The 18,488-nt window shown below is 64.1% G+C and carries 21 protein-coding genes; 8 read left to right on the forward strand and 13 right to left on the reverse strand.

Going from position 1 to position 18,488, the window contains the following annotated elements:
• Window positions 1-75 precede the first annotated feature (75 nt).
• Window positions 76-441 (reverse strand): winged helix-turn-helix transcriptional regulator, encoded by a 366-nt coding sequence (locus BIWAKO_RS31365; protein ID WP_371332132.1) that lies wholly within the window; start codon window positions 439-441, stop codon window positions 76-78.
• Between the two features lie 144 nt (window positions 442-585).
• Between BIWAKO_RS31365 and BIWAKO_RS31370 the strand changes: the two genes are divergently transcribed.
• The 3 genes from BIWAKO_RS31370 (at window position 586) to BIWAKO_RS31380 (ending at window position 3,171) form a co-directional block, all read left to right on the forward strand.
• A complete protein-coding gene (locus BIWAKO_RS31370; RefSeq protein WP_069881969.1) occupies window positions 586-1,458 on the forward strand; it encodes an NAD(P)-dependent oxidoreductase in 873 nt (290 codons plus the stop codon).
• Window positions 1,459-1,560: 102 nt separating this feature from the next.
• Window positions 1,561-2,013 (forward strand): GFA family protein, encoded by a 453-nt coding sequence (locus tag BIWAKO_RS31375; RefSeq protein ID WP_084652078.1) that lies wholly within the window; start codon window positions 1,561-1,563, stop codon window positions 2,011-2,013.
• A gap of 276 nt (window positions 2,014-2,289) precedes the next feature.
• Window positions 2,290-3,171 carry a DMT family transporter gene (locus tag BIWAKO_RS31380; RefSeq protein WP_069881970.1) on the forward strand — a complete coding sequence of 294 codons (882 nt, stop codon included), beginning with the start codon at window positions 2,290-2,292 and terminating at the stop codon, window positions 3,169-3,171.
• Here BIWAKO_RS31380 and BIWAKO_RS31385 read toward each other — a convergent pair.
• Together BIWAKO_RS31385 and yghX are read right to left on the reverse strand one after the other, a co-directional pair.
• Complete coding sequence (locus BIWAKO_RS31385) at window positions 3,126-4,049, reverse strand: LysR substrate-binding domain-containing protein (RefSeq protein WP_069881971.1); 924 nt, start codon at window positions 4,047-4,049, stop codon at window positions 3,126-3,128. The two genes, BIWAKO_RS31380 and BIWAKO_RS31385, sit on opposite strands and share 46 nt — an antisense overlap.
• A 255-nt stretch (window positions 4,050-4,304) precedes the next feature.
• Window positions 4,305-5,192, reverse strand: coding sequence for a YghX family hydrolase (yghX, locus tag BIWAKO_RS31390; RefSeq protein WP_069881972.1), 888 nt, complete (start codon window positions 5,190-5,192; stop codon window positions 4,305-4,307).
• Between the two features lie 521 nt (window positions 5,193-5,713).
• Between yghX and BIWAKO_RS31395 the strand changes: the two genes are divergently transcribed.
• The gene (locus BIWAKO_RS31395) at window positions 5,714-6,280 is read left to right on the forward strand and encodes a manganese efflux pump MntP (protein ID WP_069882981.1); all 567 of its coding nucleotides are present in this window, start codon (window positions 5,714-5,716) and stop codon (window positions 6,278-6,280) included.
• A 3-nt stretch (window positions 6,281-6,283) separates the two neighbouring features.
• On the opposite strand, the gene BIWAKO_RS31400 is transcribed toward BIWAKO_RS31395, so the two are convergent.
• Window positions 6,284-7,177 (reverse strand): LysR family transcriptional regulator, encoded by an 894-nt coding sequence (locus BIWAKO_RS31400; RefSeq protein ID WP_069881973.1) that lies wholly within the window; start codon window positions 7,175-7,177, stop codon window positions 6,284-6,286.
• A 479-nt stretch (window positions 7,178-7,656) separates the two neighbouring features.
• On the opposite strand from BIWAKO_RS31400, the gene BIWAKO_RS31405 reads away from it, so the two are divergent.
• Window positions 7,657-8,826: a mandelate racemase/muconate lactonizing enzyme family protein gene (locus tag BIWAKO_RS31405; RefSeq protein ID WP_201788725.1), complete on the forward strand. Its 1,170-nt coding sequence runs from the start codon at window positions 7,657-7,659 to the stop codon at window positions 8,824-8,826.
• Here BIWAKO_RS31405 and BIWAKO_RS36235 read toward each other — a convergent pair.
• The 6 genes from BIWAKO_RS36235 to BIWAKO_RS31430 form a co-directional block, all read right to left on the reverse strand.
• Window positions 8,804-9,184, reverse strand: coding sequence for a hypothetical protein (locus BIWAKO_RS36235; protein WP_069881975.1), 381 nt, complete (start codon window positions 9,182-9,184; stop codon window positions 8,804-8,806). The two genes, BIWAKO_RS31405 and BIWAKO_RS36235, sit on opposite strands and share 23 nt — an antisense overlap.
• Window positions 9,185-9,745: 561 nt before the next feature.
• On the reverse strand, window positions 9,746-10,627 hold the full coding sequence (locus BIWAKO_RS31415; RefSeq protein ID WP_069881976.1) for a hypothetical protein: 882 nt from the start codon (window positions 10,625-10,627) through the stop codon (window positions 9,746-9,748).
• Window positions 10,628-11,036: 409 nt separating this feature from the next.
• A complete protein-coding gene (locus BIWAKO_RS31420) occupies window positions 11,037-11,399 on the reverse strand; it encodes a hypothetical protein (RefSeq protein ID WP_069881977.1) in 363 nt (120 codons plus the stop codon).
• Window positions 11,400-11,696: 297 nt separating this feature from the next.
• A complete protein-coding gene (locus BIWAKO_RS35695; RefSeq protein WP_113517473.1) occupies window positions 11,697-11,828 on the reverse strand; it encodes an ABC transporter in 132 nt (43 codons plus the stop codon).
• A 384-nt stretch (window positions 11,829-12,212) separates the two neighbouring features.
• Entirely contained in the window at window positions 12,213-12,650 is a 438-nt protein-coding gene (locus tag BIWAKO_RS31425; protein WP_069881978.1) for a GNAT family N-acetyltransferase, read from the reverse strand.
• A 133-nt stretch (window positions 12,651-12,783) separates the two neighbouring features.
• Window positions 12,784-13,860 carry a D-alanine--D-alanine ligase family protein gene (locus tag BIWAKO_RS31430; protein ID WP_069881979.1) on the reverse strand — a complete coding sequence of 359 codons (1,077 nt, stop codon included), beginning with the start codon at window positions 13,858-13,860 and terminating at the stop codon, window positions 12,784-12,786.
• Window positions 13,861-14,093: 233 nt separating this feature from the next.
• Between BIWAKO_RS31430 and pdxR the strand changes: the two genes are divergently transcribed.
• Complete coding sequence (gene pdxR / locus BIWAKO_RS31435) at window positions 14,094-15,599, forward strand: MocR-like pyridoxine biosynthesis transcription factor PdxR (protein WP_069882982.1); 1,506 nt, start codon at window positions 14,094-14,096, stop codon at window positions 15,597-15,599.
• Between the two features lie 39 nt (window positions 15,600-15,638).
• On the opposite strand, the gene BIWAKO_RS31440 is transcribed toward pdxR, so the two are convergent.
• From BIWAKO_RS31440 to BIWAKO_RS31455, 3 genes are all read right to left on the reverse strand, one after another.
• Entirely contained in the window at window positions 15,639-16,040 is a 402-nt protein-coding gene (locus tag BIWAKO_RS31440; protein ID WP_069881980.1) for a GFA family protein, read from the reverse strand.
• Window positions 16,041-16,137: 97 nt separating this feature from the next.
• Entirely contained in the window at window positions 16,138-16,398 is a 261-nt protein-coding gene (locus BIWAKO_RS31445) for a hypothetical protein (protein WP_141740306.1), read from the reverse strand.
• Window positions 16,399-16,707: 309 nt separating this feature from the next.
• Entirely contained in the window at window positions 16,708-17,601 is an 894-nt protein-coding gene (locus tag BIWAKO_RS31455; RefSeq protein ID WP_069881983.1) for a DMT family transporter, read from the reverse strand.
• 131 nt (window positions 17,602-17,732) lie between these two features.
• Between BIWAKO_RS31455 and BIWAKO_RS31460 the strand changes: the two genes are divergently transcribed.
• A complete protein-coding gene (locus BIWAKO_RS31460; RefSeq protein ID WP_069881984.1) occupies window positions 17,733-18,350 on the forward strand; it encodes a TetR family transcriptional regulator C-terminal domain-containing protein in 618 nt (205 codons plus the stop codon).
• Window positions 18,350-18,475: a hypothetical protein gene (locus BIWAKO_RS37210; RefSeq protein ID WP_274533605.1), complete on the forward strand. Its 126-nt coding sequence runs from the start codon at window positions 18,350-18,352 to the stop codon at window positions 18,473-18,475. Before BIWAKO_RS31460 ends, BIWAKO_RS37210 begins: the two co-directional genes overlap by 1 nt.
• The last annotated feature ends 13 nt before the right edge of the window (window positions 18,476-18,488 follow it).

Consider the following 18,488-nt stretch of genomic DNA (forward strand, 5'->3'; position numbering starts at 1 on the left):
CGCTTGGGATCATGAGGCTGATTCGGTGGGAAAACGACCCCCCAACTTCAATGCCGGCGACCTGCCGCGCTGGATTTACGCGCCGACACTGCTTCCGGCCGCGGCCTGGGAACAACCCTCCTCCTTCAACGCGAGCCTGGCCTCATGGTCCTTTCCCCATTTCGAGAGGACGATGACGGCGGAGTTCAGGGACTTTCCGAACTCCGTGACCGAATACTCGACCCTTTGAACGGCGCCCGGAAAAACCTCACGATGAACGAGGCTGTCGACTTCCATTTCGCGAAGCTGTTGGGCCAAGACCTTCTCACTAATCCCAGGAAGAAGCCGCCTCAATTCGCCGAAGCGGCGCGGAGCAATATTGACCTCCCACAGTATGAGCGTCTTCCACTTGCCGCCTATTGCGTTGAGCGCCGAGGCAAAGCCGCAATCGTCATGCTGCAACCGTTTCAATTCCGATGCCTTACCTGAGAGTTAGCGCTTACTTCATAGTGCGTAATTTACAGAGATCGAAGACCTCTCCAATTCATCGGCAACATCATCGGAGGCGCGACGAGCGTGCTCCCCAGCCGATCGGAGTTGTCTTTCATGGCCAGTATATGTGTTGTCGGCGCGGGGCGCATGGGTTCAGCGCTCGCCCGCGCGTTCCTCAGGGCGGGCTATGTCACGCATGTCTGGAACCGGACACCGGCAAAGGGCGAGGCGCTCGCCGCCCTCGGAGCCAGGTTCGTCCCGTCGCTGCACCAGGCCATCGCGGCCTCCGACATCGTCGTCGTCAACGTGATCGATTATGCGGCTGCCGACGCTCATCTTCGCTCGGCGTCCGTCACGCGCGCGCTCGGCCGCAAACTCCTTGTCCAACTCACCTCCGGGTCCCCCAGCCAGGCACGACAGACCGGCGAATGGGCGAAGGGGCATGGCGTTGGCTATCTCGATGGAGCGATCATGGCGACGCCGAACTTCATCGGCGAACCATCCGCGACGATCCTCTATTCCGGTTCGCAGCACGCGTTTGACGAAAACAGGGACGTCTTCCTGGCGCTCGGTGGCAACGCGGTGCATGTCGGTGACGATTTCGGCCATGCGTCGGCACTCGACATCGCGCTTCTCAGCCAGCTTTGGGGCACGCTCTTTGGCACGCTGCAGGCGATTGCGGTCAGCCAGGCCGAAGGCATCGAACTCGATGCCTATGCGCGATATCTGCAGCCGTTCAAACCCACCATCGACGGCGCGGTGGCGGATCTTGTGACCAGGGCGCGGGACGGGCGCTACCGTGGCGACGACCAGACGCTCGCGGCGATCGCAGCCCATTACAGCGCCTTCCAGCCCCTGCTCGAGGTCAGCCGGGAGCGCGGGTTGAACCGTGCCGTGCCGGACGCCTTCGACAGCATCTTCAAGGCGGCGATAGCGGCCGGGCACCTGCAGGACGATTTCGCGGCTCTCACCCGGTTCATGCGCTGATCTCCAGGCGGGCTCGTCCAGAGACGATGTTCCCGCAGAAACGACGTTCTCGACATGCCGCCCCTGGGGCGGCCCCCTCTCGCGAAACCGGTAACAGTGACCATGAATGATCGCCTGCGCAAAGATGATCCCTCAGTTGATGGGGCTGCGGAAGGGGCCAACCCAAGAACGGCAAGCTGTGCTTGCGGCACTCTGAAGATCACCGTCAGCGGTGCCCCTGCGCGCGTCTATGCCTGCGCCTGTCTCGAATGCCAGCGGGCAACGGGATCGAGCTTTTCGTACCGGGCCCGATTTCCAAGGGCGGCGATCAGCCGGATCGAAGGCGATCGCCGCAAGTGGCGGCGCGGCAGCGATGCAGGCCGCTGGGTCGAACAGACGTTTTGCCCGGCATGCGGGACGCTGGTGTACATGGAAGGCGAAGCCCTGCCGGACGCCCTCGTCATCTCGGTGGGGTGCTTCGTCGACACGACATTCGCCCCGCCGGCCGCCGTCTTCTGGGCCTCGCGCCGGCACAGCTGGTACGACCTGGCGGAGGGGATCCAATCCCTTGACTAGGACGGTCTGGGAGCAGTCTCAAGAACCAGGGGACGCATGTCACCTGCACAGCCGGTGGCCTGCGGAGGCAAGATGAGGCTGCACCCTCTATCGCCATCCTGACGCGCCTGGCAGGCAATGAAGATGGCGCGCGAAATAATGCGAGCAGGCTATTCCCCCTGCGTGCATCGCCCGGTCACCACGATCATTTCCATTGATGCTGGCATTCGAATTATGGATTTCTTCTGAGAACATTTTTCTGCGCGTAGTCCCCTGGCTCAACCGGGGGATGACGGCATGGACCAACGACAGCTGACCGGGGTCATTCTGCTCGTTCTCGCGCTTCAGATACTTCCGATCTCCGACACCATCGCGAAATACATGTCCCTGACGCTACCGGTCATCCAGGTGATCTGGGCGCGTTTCTTCTTCCATTGCCTGGCGACCGGCGCGTATATCTCCGTGCGGCACGGAGTTGGCGCTCTGCGGCCGGTGATGTCCTGGCGGCACGCCGCCAGGAGTGCGGCGCTCTTTCTGGCGGTCGCGCTGTTTTACGTGGCCATCCATTTCATGCCCCTGACGACAGCGCTCACCCTGTGGTTCGTCGCCCCGTTCCTGCTGACCATCCTTGCCATGGTCTTCTTCAAGGAACAGGTCAGCCATGTGCAGTGGGCCGCGATCGCCGCCGGCTTCCTCGGCATCATCCTTGCGATCCGCCCGAGTTCGACGTCCTGGGAATGGACCTATCTCGTCGGCTTGCTGGCGGGCGTTGGCTATGCCGTCTTCCTTCTCCTCACCAGGATCGTGGAGAACCGCATTCCCCCTCTGGTTTCGGTCTACCAGACCGGCCTTGTCGGATGCCTCGCATCCAGCGCTGTCGTCGCGACCGTCTGGGAGCAACCCGCCTGGCGGGACTGGGTCCTGCTCGCGGCGATCGGGATCATCGCGGCAATCGCTCACCTCCTCATCATCAAGGCGTTCGAGCGGGCCGATGCGAGCACATTGGCGCCCTTCACCTATGCGGAGGTGGTCGGCGCCGCCATCCTCGGCTTCATCGTGTTCGGAGACGTGCCCGACCTCCTGGCCTGTGCCGGCCTCGCCATCATCATCCTGAGCGCGGTCGCGGTCGTCGCCTATAATCGGCCTACCGAGCCTGCCGCAGCGGCGAGCGATGCCTGACGGAGCAGCTTTGCGGGCAAAGGCCCTTCAACGGCCAGCCCGCGCTGAATTTCGGCCCCAAGCGCTGCGACGGCCGGCGAGGTGCTCGCCGGGTTTGTCCTGAGCATCAGGCTGATCTGGCCCAGCGCGGGAAGCCCATCCCCTCGTTCTGCGATCCGGACGCCGCCCGGCACCAGATTGCGCTCCACCGCGGTAACGGCGATGCCTGAGCGAACGGCCGCGTGAACGGCAGCGATGCTGTCGCTGGAGAACACGACGCGCCAGTCGAGAGCCGAGCGATGGAGCGCCTCGGCCATGGCGCTGCGGCACACGCATCCCTCTGGAAAGACCGCCAGTGGAATGGGGCGCGCCCTCGTCAGATCCTGCCTGCTGCTGATCCAGACAAGCTCCTCGGTTCTGATCGTGTCAGGGTCGGACGCTGCGCCAGGCCGAGCCACGAGAGCGAGGTCAAGCACGCCTTCGCCAAGCTTGCGTTCCATGGCATCGCCGTTGCCGCAGGCGATCTCGATCTGGATACCCGGCTGCAACGCCGCAAAGCGCCGCAGGATATCGGGCAGCAACATGGTGGCGTAGTCGTCGGATGTCCCGAGGCGCACGATGCCCTGGACGCCGGCTTGCGCAATCCGGGCCTGGGCTTCGTCATCGAGGGCCAGGATACGCCGCGCATAGTGAAGCAGGATGTCGCCTTCGCGCGTCAGCCGGATGCCCCGGCTGGTTCGATCGAAGAGCGTTTTCCCAAGCGCCTCTTCGAGCCTCTTCATCTGCATGGAGATCGCGGGCTGCGTACGCCGGAGATGTTCACCACTGCGGGTGAAGCTCTGCGTCTCCACGATCGTCACGAAAGTCTTGAGGAGTTCGGAATCGATTGGCGATGCCACGGGCCATCTCGTCTCGGTTTCGACGACGCTACACCATTGACGCTCCGGCGGCCACGTGGAGCCACGGGCCCGCTCGCCCCTCTTGCGGTGTCTGCGCGGATCGCCCGACCCGATGCACCGCCCGTTCTGAAACATGGCCGTTCAGCGCGGGCCGCCGCACGGCGATGAGGTCTGGCCCTCCCCTCATCGGGGAGGGCCAATTCGGATCTATCCCGGGGCGCCCGCAGCCGTGCTCATGCATGGCTGCGGCGACGCTCAGCTCAGGTTGCGCTTGAACCAGGCGATGGTCCGGTCCCAGGCCAGCTTGGCATCCGCCTCGTCATAGCGGGGGGTGGAGTCGTTGTGGAAGCCGTGATTGGCGCCTGGATAGATATAGGCCTCATAGGTCTTCCCGTTTGCCTTCAAGGCCGCCTCATAGGCCGGCCAGCCCGCATTGATGCCGGTGTCGAGCTCGCCATAATGGATCAGCAGCGGAGCCTTGATGCGCGGCACATCCTCGACACGCGGCTGGCGGCCATAGAACGGCACGGCAGCGCCCAGTTCGGGATAGGCGACGGCGGCCGCATTGGCGACGCCACCGCCATAGCAGAAGCCGGTGATGCCGACCTTGCCGGTGGTCTGATCGCTCTTCATCAGGAATTCGATGGCCGCGAAGAAGTCGTTCATCAGCTTCTCCGGATTGACCTTCTGCTGCAGCTCGCGGCCCTTCTCGTCATTACCGGGATAACCGCCGACGGAGCTCAGGCCATCGGGAGCGAGCGCGATGAAGCCGGCCTTCGCGACCCGGCGCGCGACATCCTCGATATAGGGGTTCAAGCCGCGGTTCTCATGCACGACGACCACGGCGGGGACGCGGCCGGATAGTTTTGCCGGGCGCACCAGATACCCGCGCACATCGCCATGGCCCTTCGGCGAGGGATAGGTGATGTAGCTGGCGATGATATCGGGGTCCGTGAACGAGATCTGTTGCGCGAGCGCATAGTCGGGGCTCATCGAGGCCAGGATCGAGGCGGCCGTCGCGCCGGCCACGGCGAACTTCGCGGCCCGGTCCAGGAACTCGCGCTTCGTGATCTTTCCATGCGCGTAATAATCGTACAGTTCGAGCAGTTCCTGCGGAAAATCCTTGGCGGTCAGGCGCGACACTGGTGTTCTCCCCTTGGTGTTTCTGGCGTTGGGAGCGCGATCCTACGCATCCGGCCATTGCTGTCTTCGAAATTCCGTTTGCTGCCGTTTCAAGATCGCGTGTTTGACCAGTGGCCCGGCGGGACCGGCCCATGCGGGCGCTGCTCGTGAGGCTCGGGATCGCCCCGGCGCACGCGCCCCTCCCCGCATGCTCTCGCCCGCCGGACGCGTCGATGCGCGAGGATTCCCAGGGCCTCGAGCGAGGTCCCGGCACAGGGCAGCAGCCTATCTACATGCAAATGCGTCTTAATGCTAAGAATTTGAAATCATTATCGAATTGACAGATAGAACGCGTTTCACTAGACGCTGACGCATCGGGGAGTAGCGGCGTGCTTCGGCGCGCGATCGCATCAACACGCTCGCGGCGAGGACTGCGTGGTGCGATCAGCCGGATGATTTCGGCCAAGCGAGACCGTGACGGTGAGGCCTTGCGGACGAGGCCCGAAATCCGTCCGGTCCTCCGTCCGCGTCTTGAGAACGTCATGTCACCTGTTTCCATCACCGTGCTCGCCGTGGGCATGTCCGTTGACGCCCTGCTGGCTTCCATCGGCCGGGGCGCCGCCTCCAGCCGCCCGCGTTTCAAGGAGGCGCTGCGCACGGGTGCGATCTTCGGCATCGTCGAGGCGATCACGCCGCTCGTCGGCTGGGCCGCGGGGCTTGCCGCAAGCCAGTATGTCGCGGCCGTCGACCACTGGATCGCCTTCGTCCTGCTCGGCATCGTCGGCGGACGTATGCTTCTGCATTCCATGAAGCCCGCGGCCGAGCGCAGTGATGCGGCGCAGGGCAACTCGCTCTGGGCCCTGATGGCGACCGCAATCGGCACCAGCATCGACGCCATGGCGGTCGGCGTGTCGCTCGCCTTCCTGGACGTGAACATCTTCGTCGTCGCGCTGGCCATCGGCTTTGCGACATTCGTGATGTCGACGGGGGGCATGATGGCCGGCAACCTGGTCGGCGCCAAATTCGGGCGCTGGGCCGAGCGGATCGGTGGTCTCGCCCTCATCGGCCTCGGCAGCTCGATCCTCTACAGCCACCTGATGGCCGGCTGACTCTCAACTCCGCTCGAACGCGGCCCAGACTGCCTCAGCAATCGGCCCCTGCCGCGCTGCGGGACGAAACAGTCGGATCTCGATCGGGATGGCCAGGCCGGGATCACCGGCCTGGACCAGCCGGCCGAGTGACATATCCTCCTCCGCCAAAGTCCGGGGCAGCCAGGCGACGCCGTCTCCAGCACGTGCCATCGAGAGCAGCGTCGCGGCGAGGTGCGATGTAAAGACGGTCTCCAGCGCAAAGCTTCGATCTGCTGCGCCCCGAAGCCCGGCAATGATCCGCCCCAGGCCGGACTGCTCGCTGTAACCGAGATACCTGACCGGCGCAGTGCGCTCGAGCCGCCAGCGCGGCGCCCCATCCTGGTCAGGCGCACTGAGCGGAACAAGCGTATCGGCCCCGACCACGATGCTCTTGAACTGGCTGGTTTCAAGCCGGCTGCTGATGTTCGGGTGATGGTGGCAAAGCAGGAACTGCACATCCCCCCGCAGCATCATCTGCTCGCAGGCCTGCATGCTGTCGGAGATCAGGTTGAGGGTCCCAAGAGCCAGGATCTTCTCATTTCCACGGACCCATTTCGGGAAGAACGTGAAGGAAAGCGCATGTGTCGCCGCGATTGACAGCGGGCCAGCGCCACGGCCGGCGACCTCCAGGGTATCGCGCCGCAATTGATGCAACGCGCGTGTCAGAACCTCGGCCTGATTGCGGAACTGCTCGCCTGCCGGTGTCAGTGCGACGCTATGCGTGGTGCGGATGAACAAGGGCGCACCGATCCAATCCTCAAGCGCGCGGATCCTCCGGCTGAAGGCCGGCTGGGTTACGTGCCGTGCAGAAGCGGCCCTGGAGAAATTCAAGGCATCAGCCAGCGCCAGGTAATCCTCAAGCCAGATCAGTTCCATTGGTAATGCCTAAAACGCATGATCAATTCCGGCAACAGCATTGGCGATTGCCGCAAACCAGTTCTAACCATCGCTCCCGTCACACCTGCGATCGTTTCCGTCGACACTGCCCCCTTGATGCGGAGGTTTCGCTCGGCGGCGCCCGAACAGTGGCAGGCAAATACCTCGCGGGAACAGAATTGGGCCCTTTCGTGAATGAAGAACCCTTCAAAAGTCGACCGGATCAACGAATTTCGCCTTCAACGTCGATGGACCTTCGGCCGGGATCGGACGGGCCGCGCCCTAGCTCGACACCAGCTTGCAGCCGATCGCCCAGGCTTCACCAGGCGAGCGAATGTCCCCAGCCTCCCCTCATCGGGAACATTCGCTATCGGCATAGCCAAGCCGAACGGCCTCACAGAGGCCAGCCGGCCAGGATCGCGCCGGCTCCGGCGCATTGACGCTCCACCAGCACACAATCCAGAACCAGACGGAAGGACCTGACCATGCGTATCGTCGATGTCGTCGAGATCACGAAGCCCATCGCCTCTCCCATCCGCAACGCCTATATCGACTTCTCGAAGATGACGGCCAGCCTCGTTGCCGTCGTGACCGACGTCGTCCGCGACGGCCGACGCGTGGTCGGATACGGCTTCAATTCCAACGGGCGCTATGGCCAGGGCGGCCTCATCCGGGAGCGCTTCCGCAATCGCATTCTCGAAGCCGAGCCGAAGAGCCTGCTCGATGATGCCGGCACCAATCTCGATCCCCAGCGCATCTGGGCAGCGATGATGTCGAATGAGAAGCCGGGCGGACATGGCGAGCGCTCCGTCGCGGTCGGCACCCTCGACATGGCCGTCTGGGATGCGGTCGCGAAGATCGCCGGCAAGCCCCTGTTCCGCCTTCTGGCCGAGATGAAGGGCCGCGAAGCCGATCCGCGTGTCTTCGTTTATGCGGCAGGCGGCTACTATTATCCAGGAAAGGACAATTCGGCGCTCCAGGCGGAGATGCGGGGCTATCTCGATCGTGGCTACACTGTCGTGAAGATGAAAATCGGCGGGGCCCCGATCGACGAGGACCGCGAGCGCATCGAGGCGGCGCTGAAGGAGATCGGATCGCAAGCCCAGCTGGCAGTGGATGCGAATGGCCGTTTCAACCTGGAAACCGGCATCGCCTACGCCAAGATGCTGCGGGACTATCCTCTGTTCTGGTACGAGGAAGTCGGCGATCCGCTCGACTACGCCCTCCAGGCCGCCCTCTCGGAATTCTATCCGGGGCCGATGGCGACGGGCGAGAACCTCTTTTCTCACCAGGACGCACGCAACCTTCTGCGCTACGGTGGCATGCGCCCGGATCGCGACTGGCTTCAGTTCGACTGCGCCCTGTCATACGGGCTTGTCGAATATCTCAGAACGCTCGATGTCCTCTCGCAATTTGGCTGGTCGCCGTCCCGCTGCATTCCCCATGGCGGGCATCAGATGTCGCTGAACATTGCGGCAGGCCTCGGCCTGGGCGGCAACGAGAGCTACCCCGATCTCTTCCAGCCCTATGGCGGCTTCCCGGACTCGGTTCGTGTCGAGGACGGCCACATCGTCATGCCGGACCTGCCAGGAATCGGATTCGAGGGAAAATCCGACCTGATCAAGGTCATGCGAGCGCTGGCTGAGTGAGCGCGCGCCGACATACCGATGCCTGCAACGCGGTTGCTTCCACGGGCTCGGCGACTCCAATGCCAAGCTCGGCCTCGGCGCGCTCAGCCAGGGGCTGCTGGCCCAGGGCTTCCAGTTCTACCACGACCGTTGGGAGCCCGGCGTCGTACGCTTCGTGACCTCGTTTGCCACAACACAGGCCGATGTCGACGATCTCCTGGCGGCAGCAAGGGTCCTGGCGAGCCCCTGAACAGGTCGCGAAGATCGGCGGGCGCGTTCCAGAATGGCAGCGGCTTCCCGCCGACATGCTCGCGCTGCGGTCAAGGCAGTCTCTCCAGGCGATGCCGGGTTGAATGCCGCGGGCATGGTCGATGCGCATGCGACGCATCTCGCGGTGCGATCCAGCGCGATCTGCTGGCAAGAGAGATGCCCTCTAATGCCTAGAATGGCAGATTTGACTGTATTTCCTCTGTTATTATTCATGAACATTCCAGCACAACCGGCCAGCTCGCGACGCACGCGCAGGATCACAGCTTCAAGGCCAATCTCGCCGTCAGGTTCTGAACGGCCAGAAGGTCTTCCCGCGACCAGAAGGACGTCCTGCTACCCTCGATGAACATCCGTGAAGCTGCGGCGCTGTTTGCGCATCGCAGAGCGAGGAGCTCGCCGTCGTCGACAGCCGCGAGACGCTGCAAGTGATCGGCCTCCTGACCGAGCAGTTCGCGCTACGCCGCTACAATGCGGAGCTCGATCGGCAAAGCCGCGACCTGACCGGCGGCTGAGTCCAACCCAAACGGGAGGCTCAACCCCTCCGCTGCCGCGATTGCCGAGCCTTGGCCCGAGAACGCAGAAGGGCCGCCAATCCCGGCGGCCGCTTCATCGTGCCTGAATGCAGGGACAGACCGAACCCGGCGAGCTTCGATCTGTCGGAACGCCTGGATCAGAGGCGGCGCCGGCCCCAACCCGGCATTTCGCGCTGCTCGTCACGATGGCCGCCTCCAAGCACCGCCCCGAACCAGCCCGCAGCTGCACCGACGAGAAGCACGGCCGCCGTCAGGAAGGCCGAGATGATGCCGACCTTCCTCGCCTTCTCGGCAGCCTGCTTCGCCGTCTCCTTGGCCTGATTCAGCTTTGCCAGCGCATCATCGACCCGCTTCTCCGCCTCGGGCTTGCCGATCCCGGCACGGCTTGCCATGCGGGTCGCGATATAATCGCGGTCCGCCGGATCGAGCGTGCCATTCACCATTGCGGTCGCCATCAGCCGGCTCAGCTCAGAGCGCTCTTCGGGAGTCACCGGCGCACCGGCGCCGGGCGCCCGCAGGATGCCATCGAGGGCCGAGCCGAGCGGATCCTGCTGCAGCTTCAGGAGCGAAGTCGCCCCCGAGGTTGCGGCTGCCGCGCCCTCAAGAGCTGTGCGGCCGGCGCCGACAGCCGATGACGTCGCGATGAAAGCCAGCAGGAGCACCCCCGTTGCCCAGACCAGGAGACCATGCGCCCCGTCACGCATCTCCCGTTCGTGGGCGGTGGCATCGGGAACAGGCCGCCGCATCCGGCCGGCCACGTAGCCGCCCGCAATGCAGGCCGAGACGGTGCCCCAGAGCGCCCATAACGCTGCTGCGATGCCGAGCACGGTCAGTGAGGAACTGCGCGACGGCTCGGCCGAAACCAGCGAAAGCCCGATCGCCGATCCGAAGGCCGTCATGATCGAGGAGATGGCGGCTGCGAGCACCGCTCCTGCCAGAATGGGGGCCCATTCCAGATAGGAGGACGGAGCCGGCGCGACCGCAATCGAGACATCGGTTTCGGTAGGAAAAACAGCCATTCTCTCCTCCTCTCAACGCAGACCAAGGAACGAGAGGATGGCCATGACCACCACAATCAACCCGACGAGATAGATGATGCCGTCCATTGCCCCCTCCTCCTGTTTGCCGGTGGCCAGCGCCACGACCGAGCAACCTCCGATGGGGCATTCGGTTCCCTGCGCTATGGGGCTGCCTCTCAGGCCAGGGAACGAGCGGCTACCATTGCTCGGGACGACGGGCTGAAGCTGCGCCGTGACGGGCCGGGCCTCTTCTTTGGGCAGTGACGGCGCAGGACATGGACAGCACCGACACGCATGGCCAAATCGTCGCGATGCTCCCGGCTCCGCAGCGGGCTCTGTATTTCTCGTCCACGGGCATGTTTGGCTGATCCGCCCGCTCGTTCCTCCTCGCCCATACGATCGCGCGCGATTACGACCCCTGCCCGCACTTCGCGCCAATAAATCGTCTGGTCGATGCGGCGAGATGCTCGGCACCTCGGTGAAAATTTCCGTCGTATAAAAATACTTTGCTGCCCATGTGGAGAATAAATCTGCGGTATCCCACATAAGCGCCGAAGCTATTCTTTGAATCGATCCATCCACAAATGTATACGTTCTCAGACACAAGCCTGACATTTCTGATTTTAGTCGAAGTACCGTCGTTCATGTGCAGATCGATAGCCCCAACCAGGGTCGCTCGGTCTATTGGCTCCAGCTTGGCCAAACTGCCATCGACATCTTCGAATGCGACGACGCCTGTCACGAGCAGCGCCGCAATGACCACAATGGACATTCGCAACATCTGGCTTCAATCCTCTATGACAGGCCAGGTACGCTGAACGGCAAGGTGTCGATGCCAGCAGTTCGGATCGCGCGGTCGGCGGCCGATCATCCACCCCACCCTCGATTATCGTCAACACCAGGGGATGAGGCGCTCGACCGTTCGGCAGCTTGTGCCACGCGCGGCTCGCTGTACCGGCAGGTCGGGCCGATCCGCGGCAGGACCGGCACATGCAGACAAAAAAGACCCGCCGCCCCTTTCGGAGCAGCGGGCAAACTCGGGCGACCCGAGGGTCGCTGGTTTCGAGCCTCAGCCCTTGGTCACGATCGGCGAAGCCACCGGCGGCGGGGCTTTGCCCTTGCCCTTGCCGTACATATCGGCGGCGCAGCCACCAATGCCCATCAGCCCCACAGAAACGGCCAGAACCAGTATGGTTTTCATATCGGTTATCCCTCGTTGCCAGGACGACGACGCCGCCCATTCAATGTAGCATGACGGAAGGGAAATTCCCATTTCCCCGATCGGTTCCATCGATTGAGGAAGTTATCGTGTGAAGGTTAACGAAAAAGGCCCACAATCTCCTTCGGGATGGCGGGCCAGTTCGTGGGAATCCCGGCGGACCACGGGGAAACGAGGAGGCGTCTCTCCGGTTCCCTGCGAGCAGGCGGCCGGCTGCGATGGCCGAGCCGAAGGTCCTGGTGAGGCCAGGCGAATGGAAGCCGAGCTTCTCGGCAGATTGTCGGCCGCGATACCGATCCGCGACTTCACTTCCGAGGCTGCGCGGCGGGCCAGTCGGCGGCGATCCGATGCCAGCGCCTTGAGCGCCTAGAGTGTCTTGCGAAGCACCCATTCGCCACTGCGCGTGGTTTCATTCGCCTCAGTAAATCCGACCGACAGGTAGAAGCCCAACGGGCTGTGCTGGCCTCGAACAATGCTGGTCGTCACCTTGTCGAAGCCGAGCGCACGCCTTTCCGTACAGGCCCGCTCGATCGCGGCCCGAGCGTAGCCCTTCCCTTGGTGCTGCCTGTCGATCATGAAGCGCCAGAGATAGGCCGATTTCGGCCGTTCCTCACTGCGCCACAGGATGAAGCCCACGGGCTCGTCGTCCGCATAGACCGCTCGAAACATCGAGGTCGGCTCGAAATGGGCCTGCGCGATCGATACAGCCACCGGCGCGACATAGGCGCGCTGTTCGTCGGCGACCTCCAGACCGCAGATCGATCGAACGGTCGCGGCGGTGATTTCGCGCAGCTCAACACCCATGCGTCACCGATCCGCGTCCCGCCCCGATCTCCCCCATTCCTAGCAGGAAGCGACGCTGGTTCGTCCCCGTCAACGCAAGAGACCCGCCGACCGCTTGCGGGCCCCGGCCGCCTCGATCCTTTCACGGTCGGAGTCAGCCAGCCCGACCGGCGCGAGCCAGGCCATGCGACACGAGACGATCGAGGATTTCGGCATAGCTCACGCCGCTGGCGGCCATCGCCTTGGAATACATGCTGATATTGGTGAAGCCCGGAATCGTGTTCACCTCGTTCACGAGGCACTGCATATCCGCCGTCAGGAAGAAATCGACGCGTGCCATGCCATCACAGCCGAGAGCCCTGAACGCCCTGGCGGCCATCTCCCGCATCTGCGCCTCGACCTCTGGCGGCAACTCCGCCGGCACCTTCAATGCCGCACCGTTCTCGTCAATATATTTGGCGTCGTAGCTGTAGAAGCCATGGCTCTCGGCCGGAACGATCTCTCCGGGCCGGGACACGAACAACCCGCCCCTTTCATCTTCCAACACACTGAATTCGATCTCGCGCCCCTGGATGAACTCTTCGGCAAGCAGCTTGCGGTCATGCCGGAACCCTTCGCTCAGCGCCGGCCCGAACTCCTGGCTTCCGGAGACCTTTCTGACGCCGATCGAGGAGCCCTGCCGGGCCGGCTTGACGAAGAGCGGCAGCCCAAGCTCGCGCTCCAGGGCCAGAAGGTCAGGTGCAGCATCGTCGCTGATGGTCACCGATCGGGCGACCGGAAGGCCGGCCACTCGCAGCAAGCGCTTGGCGATGTCCTTGTCCAGTGCCGCCGCAGAGCCGAGGATGCCGCAGCCTGCGAGCGGCACGCGCGCGACTTCCGCAAGCCCCTGTATCGAACCGTCCTCACCGTAGAGCCCGTGCAGGACCGGGAACAGGATGTCGATCGTCCCGGCATCGACCATCCTGCCGCCGGCCTCGATCGCGATCATTCGCCCGCGGCCGCCCGGGACGAGGGAGATCTGCGTACCGCTTTCGGGTTTGGCGAGCACGCCATCCTCCAAGCGGCTCAGCAGCCATTGCCCTTCGCGCGTCACGAAAATCGGAACCGCATCGTATTTCGCGGGCTCCAGGGCATTCATCACATTGGTGGCCGACAGCACGGACACGTCATGCTCGGCGGAGCGTCCGCCGAACAGCACGGCAATCCGCAATCGGGGCGAAGACATCGACATCAGGAACTCCAGGCAATTCGCTTTGCAGAAGCAGAAACCGACCGCGAAGCCGTGATGGGCGAAGACGGCCTCCAGTCGGCGTGGCGCCTGCCTCTCCAGCCCTGCGTCCCCCCGCTGGCCCGCGGCGGCAATCCGAAAGTGGCTCGATCAGAGTGCATTATTGATTCAATTTACAGAGCCACTATACGATTCCGCCTTGAGCCACTTGGCGAGCCACTTGAATGGGAGGCTTGATGACTCTGACGCGGCGCAGGGAAAGCCCATCGGCTCGCTTTCAGCCGGGTATCGACCCATCCTCCCCGGCATCCCTGGCGCGGCAGCTCTACCTTGCCCTGCGCGGTGCGATTGCCGACGGCCGGCTGGACACAGGCCAGCGCCTGCCCTCGACCCGCCTGGCGTCGCAGGAATGGAAGCTGTCGCGCGGCACCATTGCCGAGGCCTACGAGATCCTGATCGCAGAAGGCTATGCCATCGCCCGCCACGGGTCGGGCACCTATATTTCTGCAGGCGTTCCGGATGGGCTTTTGAGAGCCGGTGAACGCAAGGAGCCAGCGGCTCACGCGACCCGCCGCACGCTCTCGCAGGCGGTCACGCGGGTTCTGACCTGCGGACCCAGCCTCGAACCCCAAAAGCCCCTGCCGTTCGTGACCGGCCGGATCGCCCATGATGAGCGGACCGCCGGCCTCCTGAGCCGCATTGCCGGCCGGCACATGAACTACGCCTTTGAAGGCTACGGCGACATTCAGGGGGAGCCCGAGCTTCGGGCCGCGATCGCCGCTCACCTGGCCGTTTCGAGGGGGGTGCGATGTACGCCCGATCAGCTGTTCATCACGGCCGGAACGCAGCAGGCGCTCGATCTCGCCTTTCGCGTATTGGCCTCGCCTGGCGACAGCGTCGTTGTCGAGGACCCGTGTTATCCGCCGGCCAGACAATGCCTGACGCTCAATGGCGCGCAGATCGTCGGCCTGCCCGTGGATCACGAGGGGGTCGTGACGGAGGGACTGGCGAGCGGCTCGCTGCAGCCACCGGCGCTGTTCTATGTGACGCCGTCAAACCAATATCCGGTCGGCTCCGTTCTGTCCCTGCCGCGGCGGCTGGAGCTTCTCGCCTATGCAAGGGAGCATGGAAGCTGGATCGTCGAGGACGATTACGACAGCGAATTTCGCTATGACGGACACCCGATCGCATCGCTGCAAGGCCTCGATCAGGCCAACCGCGTCCTCTATACCGGCACCTTCAGCAAAGCCCTGCTGCCGAGCCTGCGCCTTGGCTATCTCGTGGTCCCGGCCGATCTGGTGCCGGTGTTCCGGGCAGTGCGCCCGGCGCTTGACCGCTGCCCGCCGACCTTCCAGCAACGCGTCGTCGCCGATTTTCTCAATGAGGGCTATTTTCCAGCGCATCTGCGCCGCCTCAGGGAGCGACTGCGCGCTTCGCGGGATCTGCTGACGGGCCTCCTGAGGGACCGCACCAGCGAGCATCTCGCCGTCGTCGTTCCCGATCAGGGCATCAATCTCACCGCACGCAGCACGGGGACCTGGAGCAGCGACAGGGCTGTCTCCGCGGCCGCCTTGGCGAAGGGCGTCGTCGTCATGCCGCTGTCCCGGATGAACGTCGCATCCTCCGATACATCGAGATTGCTGCTCGGATTCTCCGGGCTTTCCGAGGCGGAAGCCGATCTGGGAACGCGGCTTCTGGCGGAGGTGCTCAACGGCACGGAATTTCGCAAAGCTTCCGATTGAGACTGCAATCCGGGAGGCGCGGGGCCGGTATCCGACCGCTCAGTCCGGGTCTCGCGGAAACGCCTTGATACCGGAGGGCAGCGCAACCCATCCATGCCGCCGGATGTCGTAGACGGACATCTCGGGCAGCGGGAAATCCGGGTCGCCGAAGGCGCCGACAGCAACCGATACCGACCCGGTCACCCCCTCCTCGCTGTGGAAGAGATTGCTCCCGCAGACCGGACAGAAGCGGAATATGAACGCCGCTCCCTGGTCGCCGGTACGAACATATTCGGAAGCCCGCCCGGACACCGTGTAGGGGCCGGCAAAGCTGGCCAGATAGGCAAAAGCGCTTCCCGTTCTGCTCTGACATGCCAGGCAATGGCACAGCCCGACCCCACGCGGCTCGCCTTCGACAGTGATGCTCAGCTGGCCGCATGTGCAGGAGGCGACGCGTTGCATGGGATTTCCCTGACCTTCCAGGGCTGCCTTGCGCACAGCGGACGCCCATTCGCCGCGTGGCCTCCTGTTGCAGCAGCGCGCTCCGCGCCCGCGAGGCTCAGTGCTTTGACGACCGGTGTTGCCCCGCCTGGCGCTGTATCTCGCCGGCCAGGCTTGTCTGCGGAGGGTGTCGCGTGTCCGTCAGTGGCCTGCCGTCCCGCACGCAATAGCCCTGGGCCCGGCCGGCCAGAATCCATTGCTCGATCTGCTTGCCCATGGCGTCGCCATCATCGTCATGGCCTGCGAGATAGTGCTCGCGCTGGGTTCGCTCCATGCGCTCCAGCACTGCCATCCAGTCTGCGTAGGTGGCTTTCGTCATCCCGGCCTCCCCTGCTGCAATCCCCGCCAAGCATGAATTGTGCCTGTCCGATCATCCTCCAGCGCGCCCGCGATCGAGCGCCGCAATGCATCCCGTTTCTGCCCATTCCCGGACGACAGGGTCTGCCATATCCGACCACGCATCCCCGCCCGGTCAAACAAAAATCCGTGTTGGTTTATGGCCCGCCGATCGGGCTTGCTGATCACCGGATATTCCACGGCCTCGGGATGATCAGGGGCCCGATCCGCAAGAGCAGCCAGACCCGGCGTTTCGAGCCGACCTGAACGACCGGGCTGGCCCGATTTCGCTTCAGGAGCTGGTCTTTCGGCGGGACCGCGTCAATTCGACCGCGGTATGGCAGACAACCGCTGCGAAGATGACCGCGCCCCCGATAACCGTGGCAACCGGCGGTTTCTCGGCCAGCAGGAGCCAGACCCACAAGGGTGTCATCACGATCTCCGTCGTCCCGATGAGCGCCGCCTCGGCCGGCGGCAGGTGACGTGCGCCCATGATGAACAGCACCAGCGCGATCGAGAAATTCGTGGCGCCGAAGGCCGCGAGCACGACCCAGTTATGCAGGTCGAGCGAACCTGCCGAGCCGAATGGGGCAAACAGCACGAAGGTCAGCAGGGCGCTGACGATGATGGGCGGCAGCGCCGGCAGGTCCGGGTTCAGCCTTGGCAGCACGATGACCATGGCGAACGAGGCCGTCATGACGAGGGCAAGCAGGTCGCCCACGACCCTGCCTCCGCCGATCGACGAGGCCATGATGATGCCGACCCCGATCAGACATACCAAGCCTGTCGCCAGCGTACGCCAGGAGGCGCGCTCCTTCAGGAGCAGCCAGCCCAGGAGCGCGGCAATGAACGGTGCGGTTGCATAGATCGCGGCGACGTTGGCGACGCTGGTCGTATAATAGGCGCCGATGAAGCTCGCCTGGCTGATCGTCTGGCAGGCGATCATGGCCAAACCGGCCGGCTGCACGACCGCCCGCCAGTGCCGACGGGACAGTCCGCCGCCGAGCATGAGCAAGGGCCCGATCAGGAAGAGCCCCGCAAACAAGGACCGCCATCCGATCGCCGTCCAGACATCGGTGGTCAGCAGGCGCGAATAGAGCCCGCTGGCGCTCCAGCAGATCGTCGCCGCCAGGACGAGGACCGTCCCCCTGGAGCGTTCGCTCAATTGTGTCGAGTGGTGGGTCAAGCGCTGTGTCTGCCGTGGCGTCGCGTTCTGTGTCGTGTCTGGTCTTGTGGCGCGGGACTATGCGGATGTATAGCAATTATGCAAACGCATAAAACCGACATACCGACCCTGACTGCATCGGAGGCAAAGTGATGACGGCCTCATTCAGGCGCACCCCTGACTTCAACCGGCGCGCCGACCTGATCGAAGCCGCGCTCGACTGCATCGCGGAGCTTGGCGTCCAGGGCACGACGGTGCGTGCGGTGGCTGCCCATGCCGGCGTCAGCAACGGCCTGATTCGTCACCACTTCGCGTCGAAGGACAATCTGATGGTCGAAGCGTACCGTCGGACGATCGAGATCATCACGGGACCGCCTCTCGCGATCATCGAAACGGAGGGCAGCGCGCACGAGAAGCTGCGCCGGTTCATCCTCGCCAGCATCAGCGGGCCCGTCGCCGCCCCGCGCGTCCTGTCGCTATGGGCGACCTTCATCAGCCAGGTCCCGATCAACCCTGCCTTCGCCGAGGTGCATCGCGACAAATATCTCGCCTACCGGCGCGCCTGCGACCACTTGATCGGCGAAGTGCTGACGGCCGAGCAACGCAATCCAGGCCCATCCGAGCGGCAACGCCTCAGCATCGCGCTCAACGCCGTGATCGACGGGCTCTGGCTTGAAGGGTGCCTCAGCGCAGAGGAAATCGACGAGAGGCTCCAGGCCGAGACCGGGATCAAGACCATCGAAAGCCTGCTGGACATCAAGCTCGGCTGATGCTGACCACATGCGCTCCCGCGATCTCGGGTATGGCCGCGGCGCGCCATCAATCCGGCGAGATCGACGATATCGGCAGCATCTCCAGGGCGGGAGGCCGGCGCGTGCCGCCCGCGTCCGGCTGACACGCTACAAGGG

It is taken from the genome of Bosea sp. BIWAKO-01 (assembly GCF_001748145.1).
In the GTDB taxonomy this organism is placed as follows: Bacteria; Pseudomonadota; Alphaproteobacteria; order Rhizobiales; family Beijerinckiaceae; genus Allobosea.

Bases quoted from the DNA above. Each gene is read 5' to 3' on its own strand.
- BIWAKO_RS31370 (WP_069881969.1), top strand. From the start codon at position 586: ATGGCCAGTATATGTGTTGTCGGCGCGGGGCGCATGGGTTCAGCGCTC.
- BIWAKO_RS31375 (WP_084652078.1), top strand. From the start codon at position 1,561: ATGAATGATCGCCTGCGCAAAGATGATCCCTCAGTTGATGGGGCTGCG.
- BIWAKO_RS31380 (WP_069881970.1), top strand. From the start codon at position 2,290: ATGGACCAACGACAGCTGACCGGGGTCATTCTGCTCGTTCTCGCGCTT.
- BIWAKO_RS31395 (WP_069882981.1), top strand. From the start codon at position 5,714: ATGTCACCTGTTTCCATCACCGTGCTCGCCGTGGGCATGTCCGTTGAC.
- BIWAKO_RS31400 (WP_069881973.1), bottom strand. From the start codon at position 7,177: ATGGAACTGATCTGGCTTGAGGATTACCTGGCGCTGGCTGATGCCTTG.
- BIWAKO_RS36235 (WP_069881975.1), bottom strand. From the start codon at position 9,184: ATGCGCATCGACCATGCCCGCGGCATTCAACCCGGCATCGCCTGGAGA.
- BIWAKO_RS31415 (WP_069881976.1), bottom strand. From the start codon at position 10,627: ATGGCTGTTTTTCCTACCGAAACCGATGTCTCGATTGCGGTCGCGCCG.
- BIWAKO_RS31420 (WP_069881977.1), bottom strand. From the start codon at position 11,399: ATGTCCATTGTGGTCATTGCGGCGCTGCTCGTGACAGGCGTCGTCGCA.
- BIWAKO_RS35695 (WP_113517473.1), bottom strand. From the start codon at position 11,828: ATGAAAACCATACTGGTTCTGGCCGTTTCTGTGGGGCTGATGGGCATT.
- BIWAKO_RS31425 (WP_069881978.1), bottom strand. From the start codon at position 12,650: ATGGGTGTTGAGCTGCGCGAAATCACCGCCGCGACCGTTCGATCGATC.
- BIWAKO_RS31430 (WP_069881979.1), bottom strand. From the start codon at position 13,860: ATGTCGATGTCTTCGCCCCGATTGCGGATTGCCGTGCTGTTCGGCGGA.
- pdxR (WP_069882982.1), top strand. From the start codon at position 14,094: ATGACTCTGACGCGGCGCAGGGAAAGCCCATCGGCTCGCTTTCAGCCG.
- BIWAKO_RS31440 (WP_069881980.1), bottom strand. From the start codon at position 16,040: ATGCAACGCGTCGCCTCCTGCACATGCGGCCAGCTGAGCATCACTGTC.
- BIWAKO_RS31445 (WP_141740306.1), bottom strand. From the start codon at position 16,398: ATGACGAAAGCCACCTACGCAGACTGGATGGCAGTGCTGGAGCGCATG.
- BIWAKO_RS31460 (WP_069881984.1), top strand. From the start codon at position 17,733: ATGACGGCCTCATTCAGGCGCACCCCTGACTTCAACCGGCGCGCCGAC.
- BIWAKO_RS37210 (WP_274533605.1), top strand. From the start codon at position 18,350: ATGCTGACCACATGCGCTCCCGCGATCTCGGGTATGGCCGCGGCGCGC.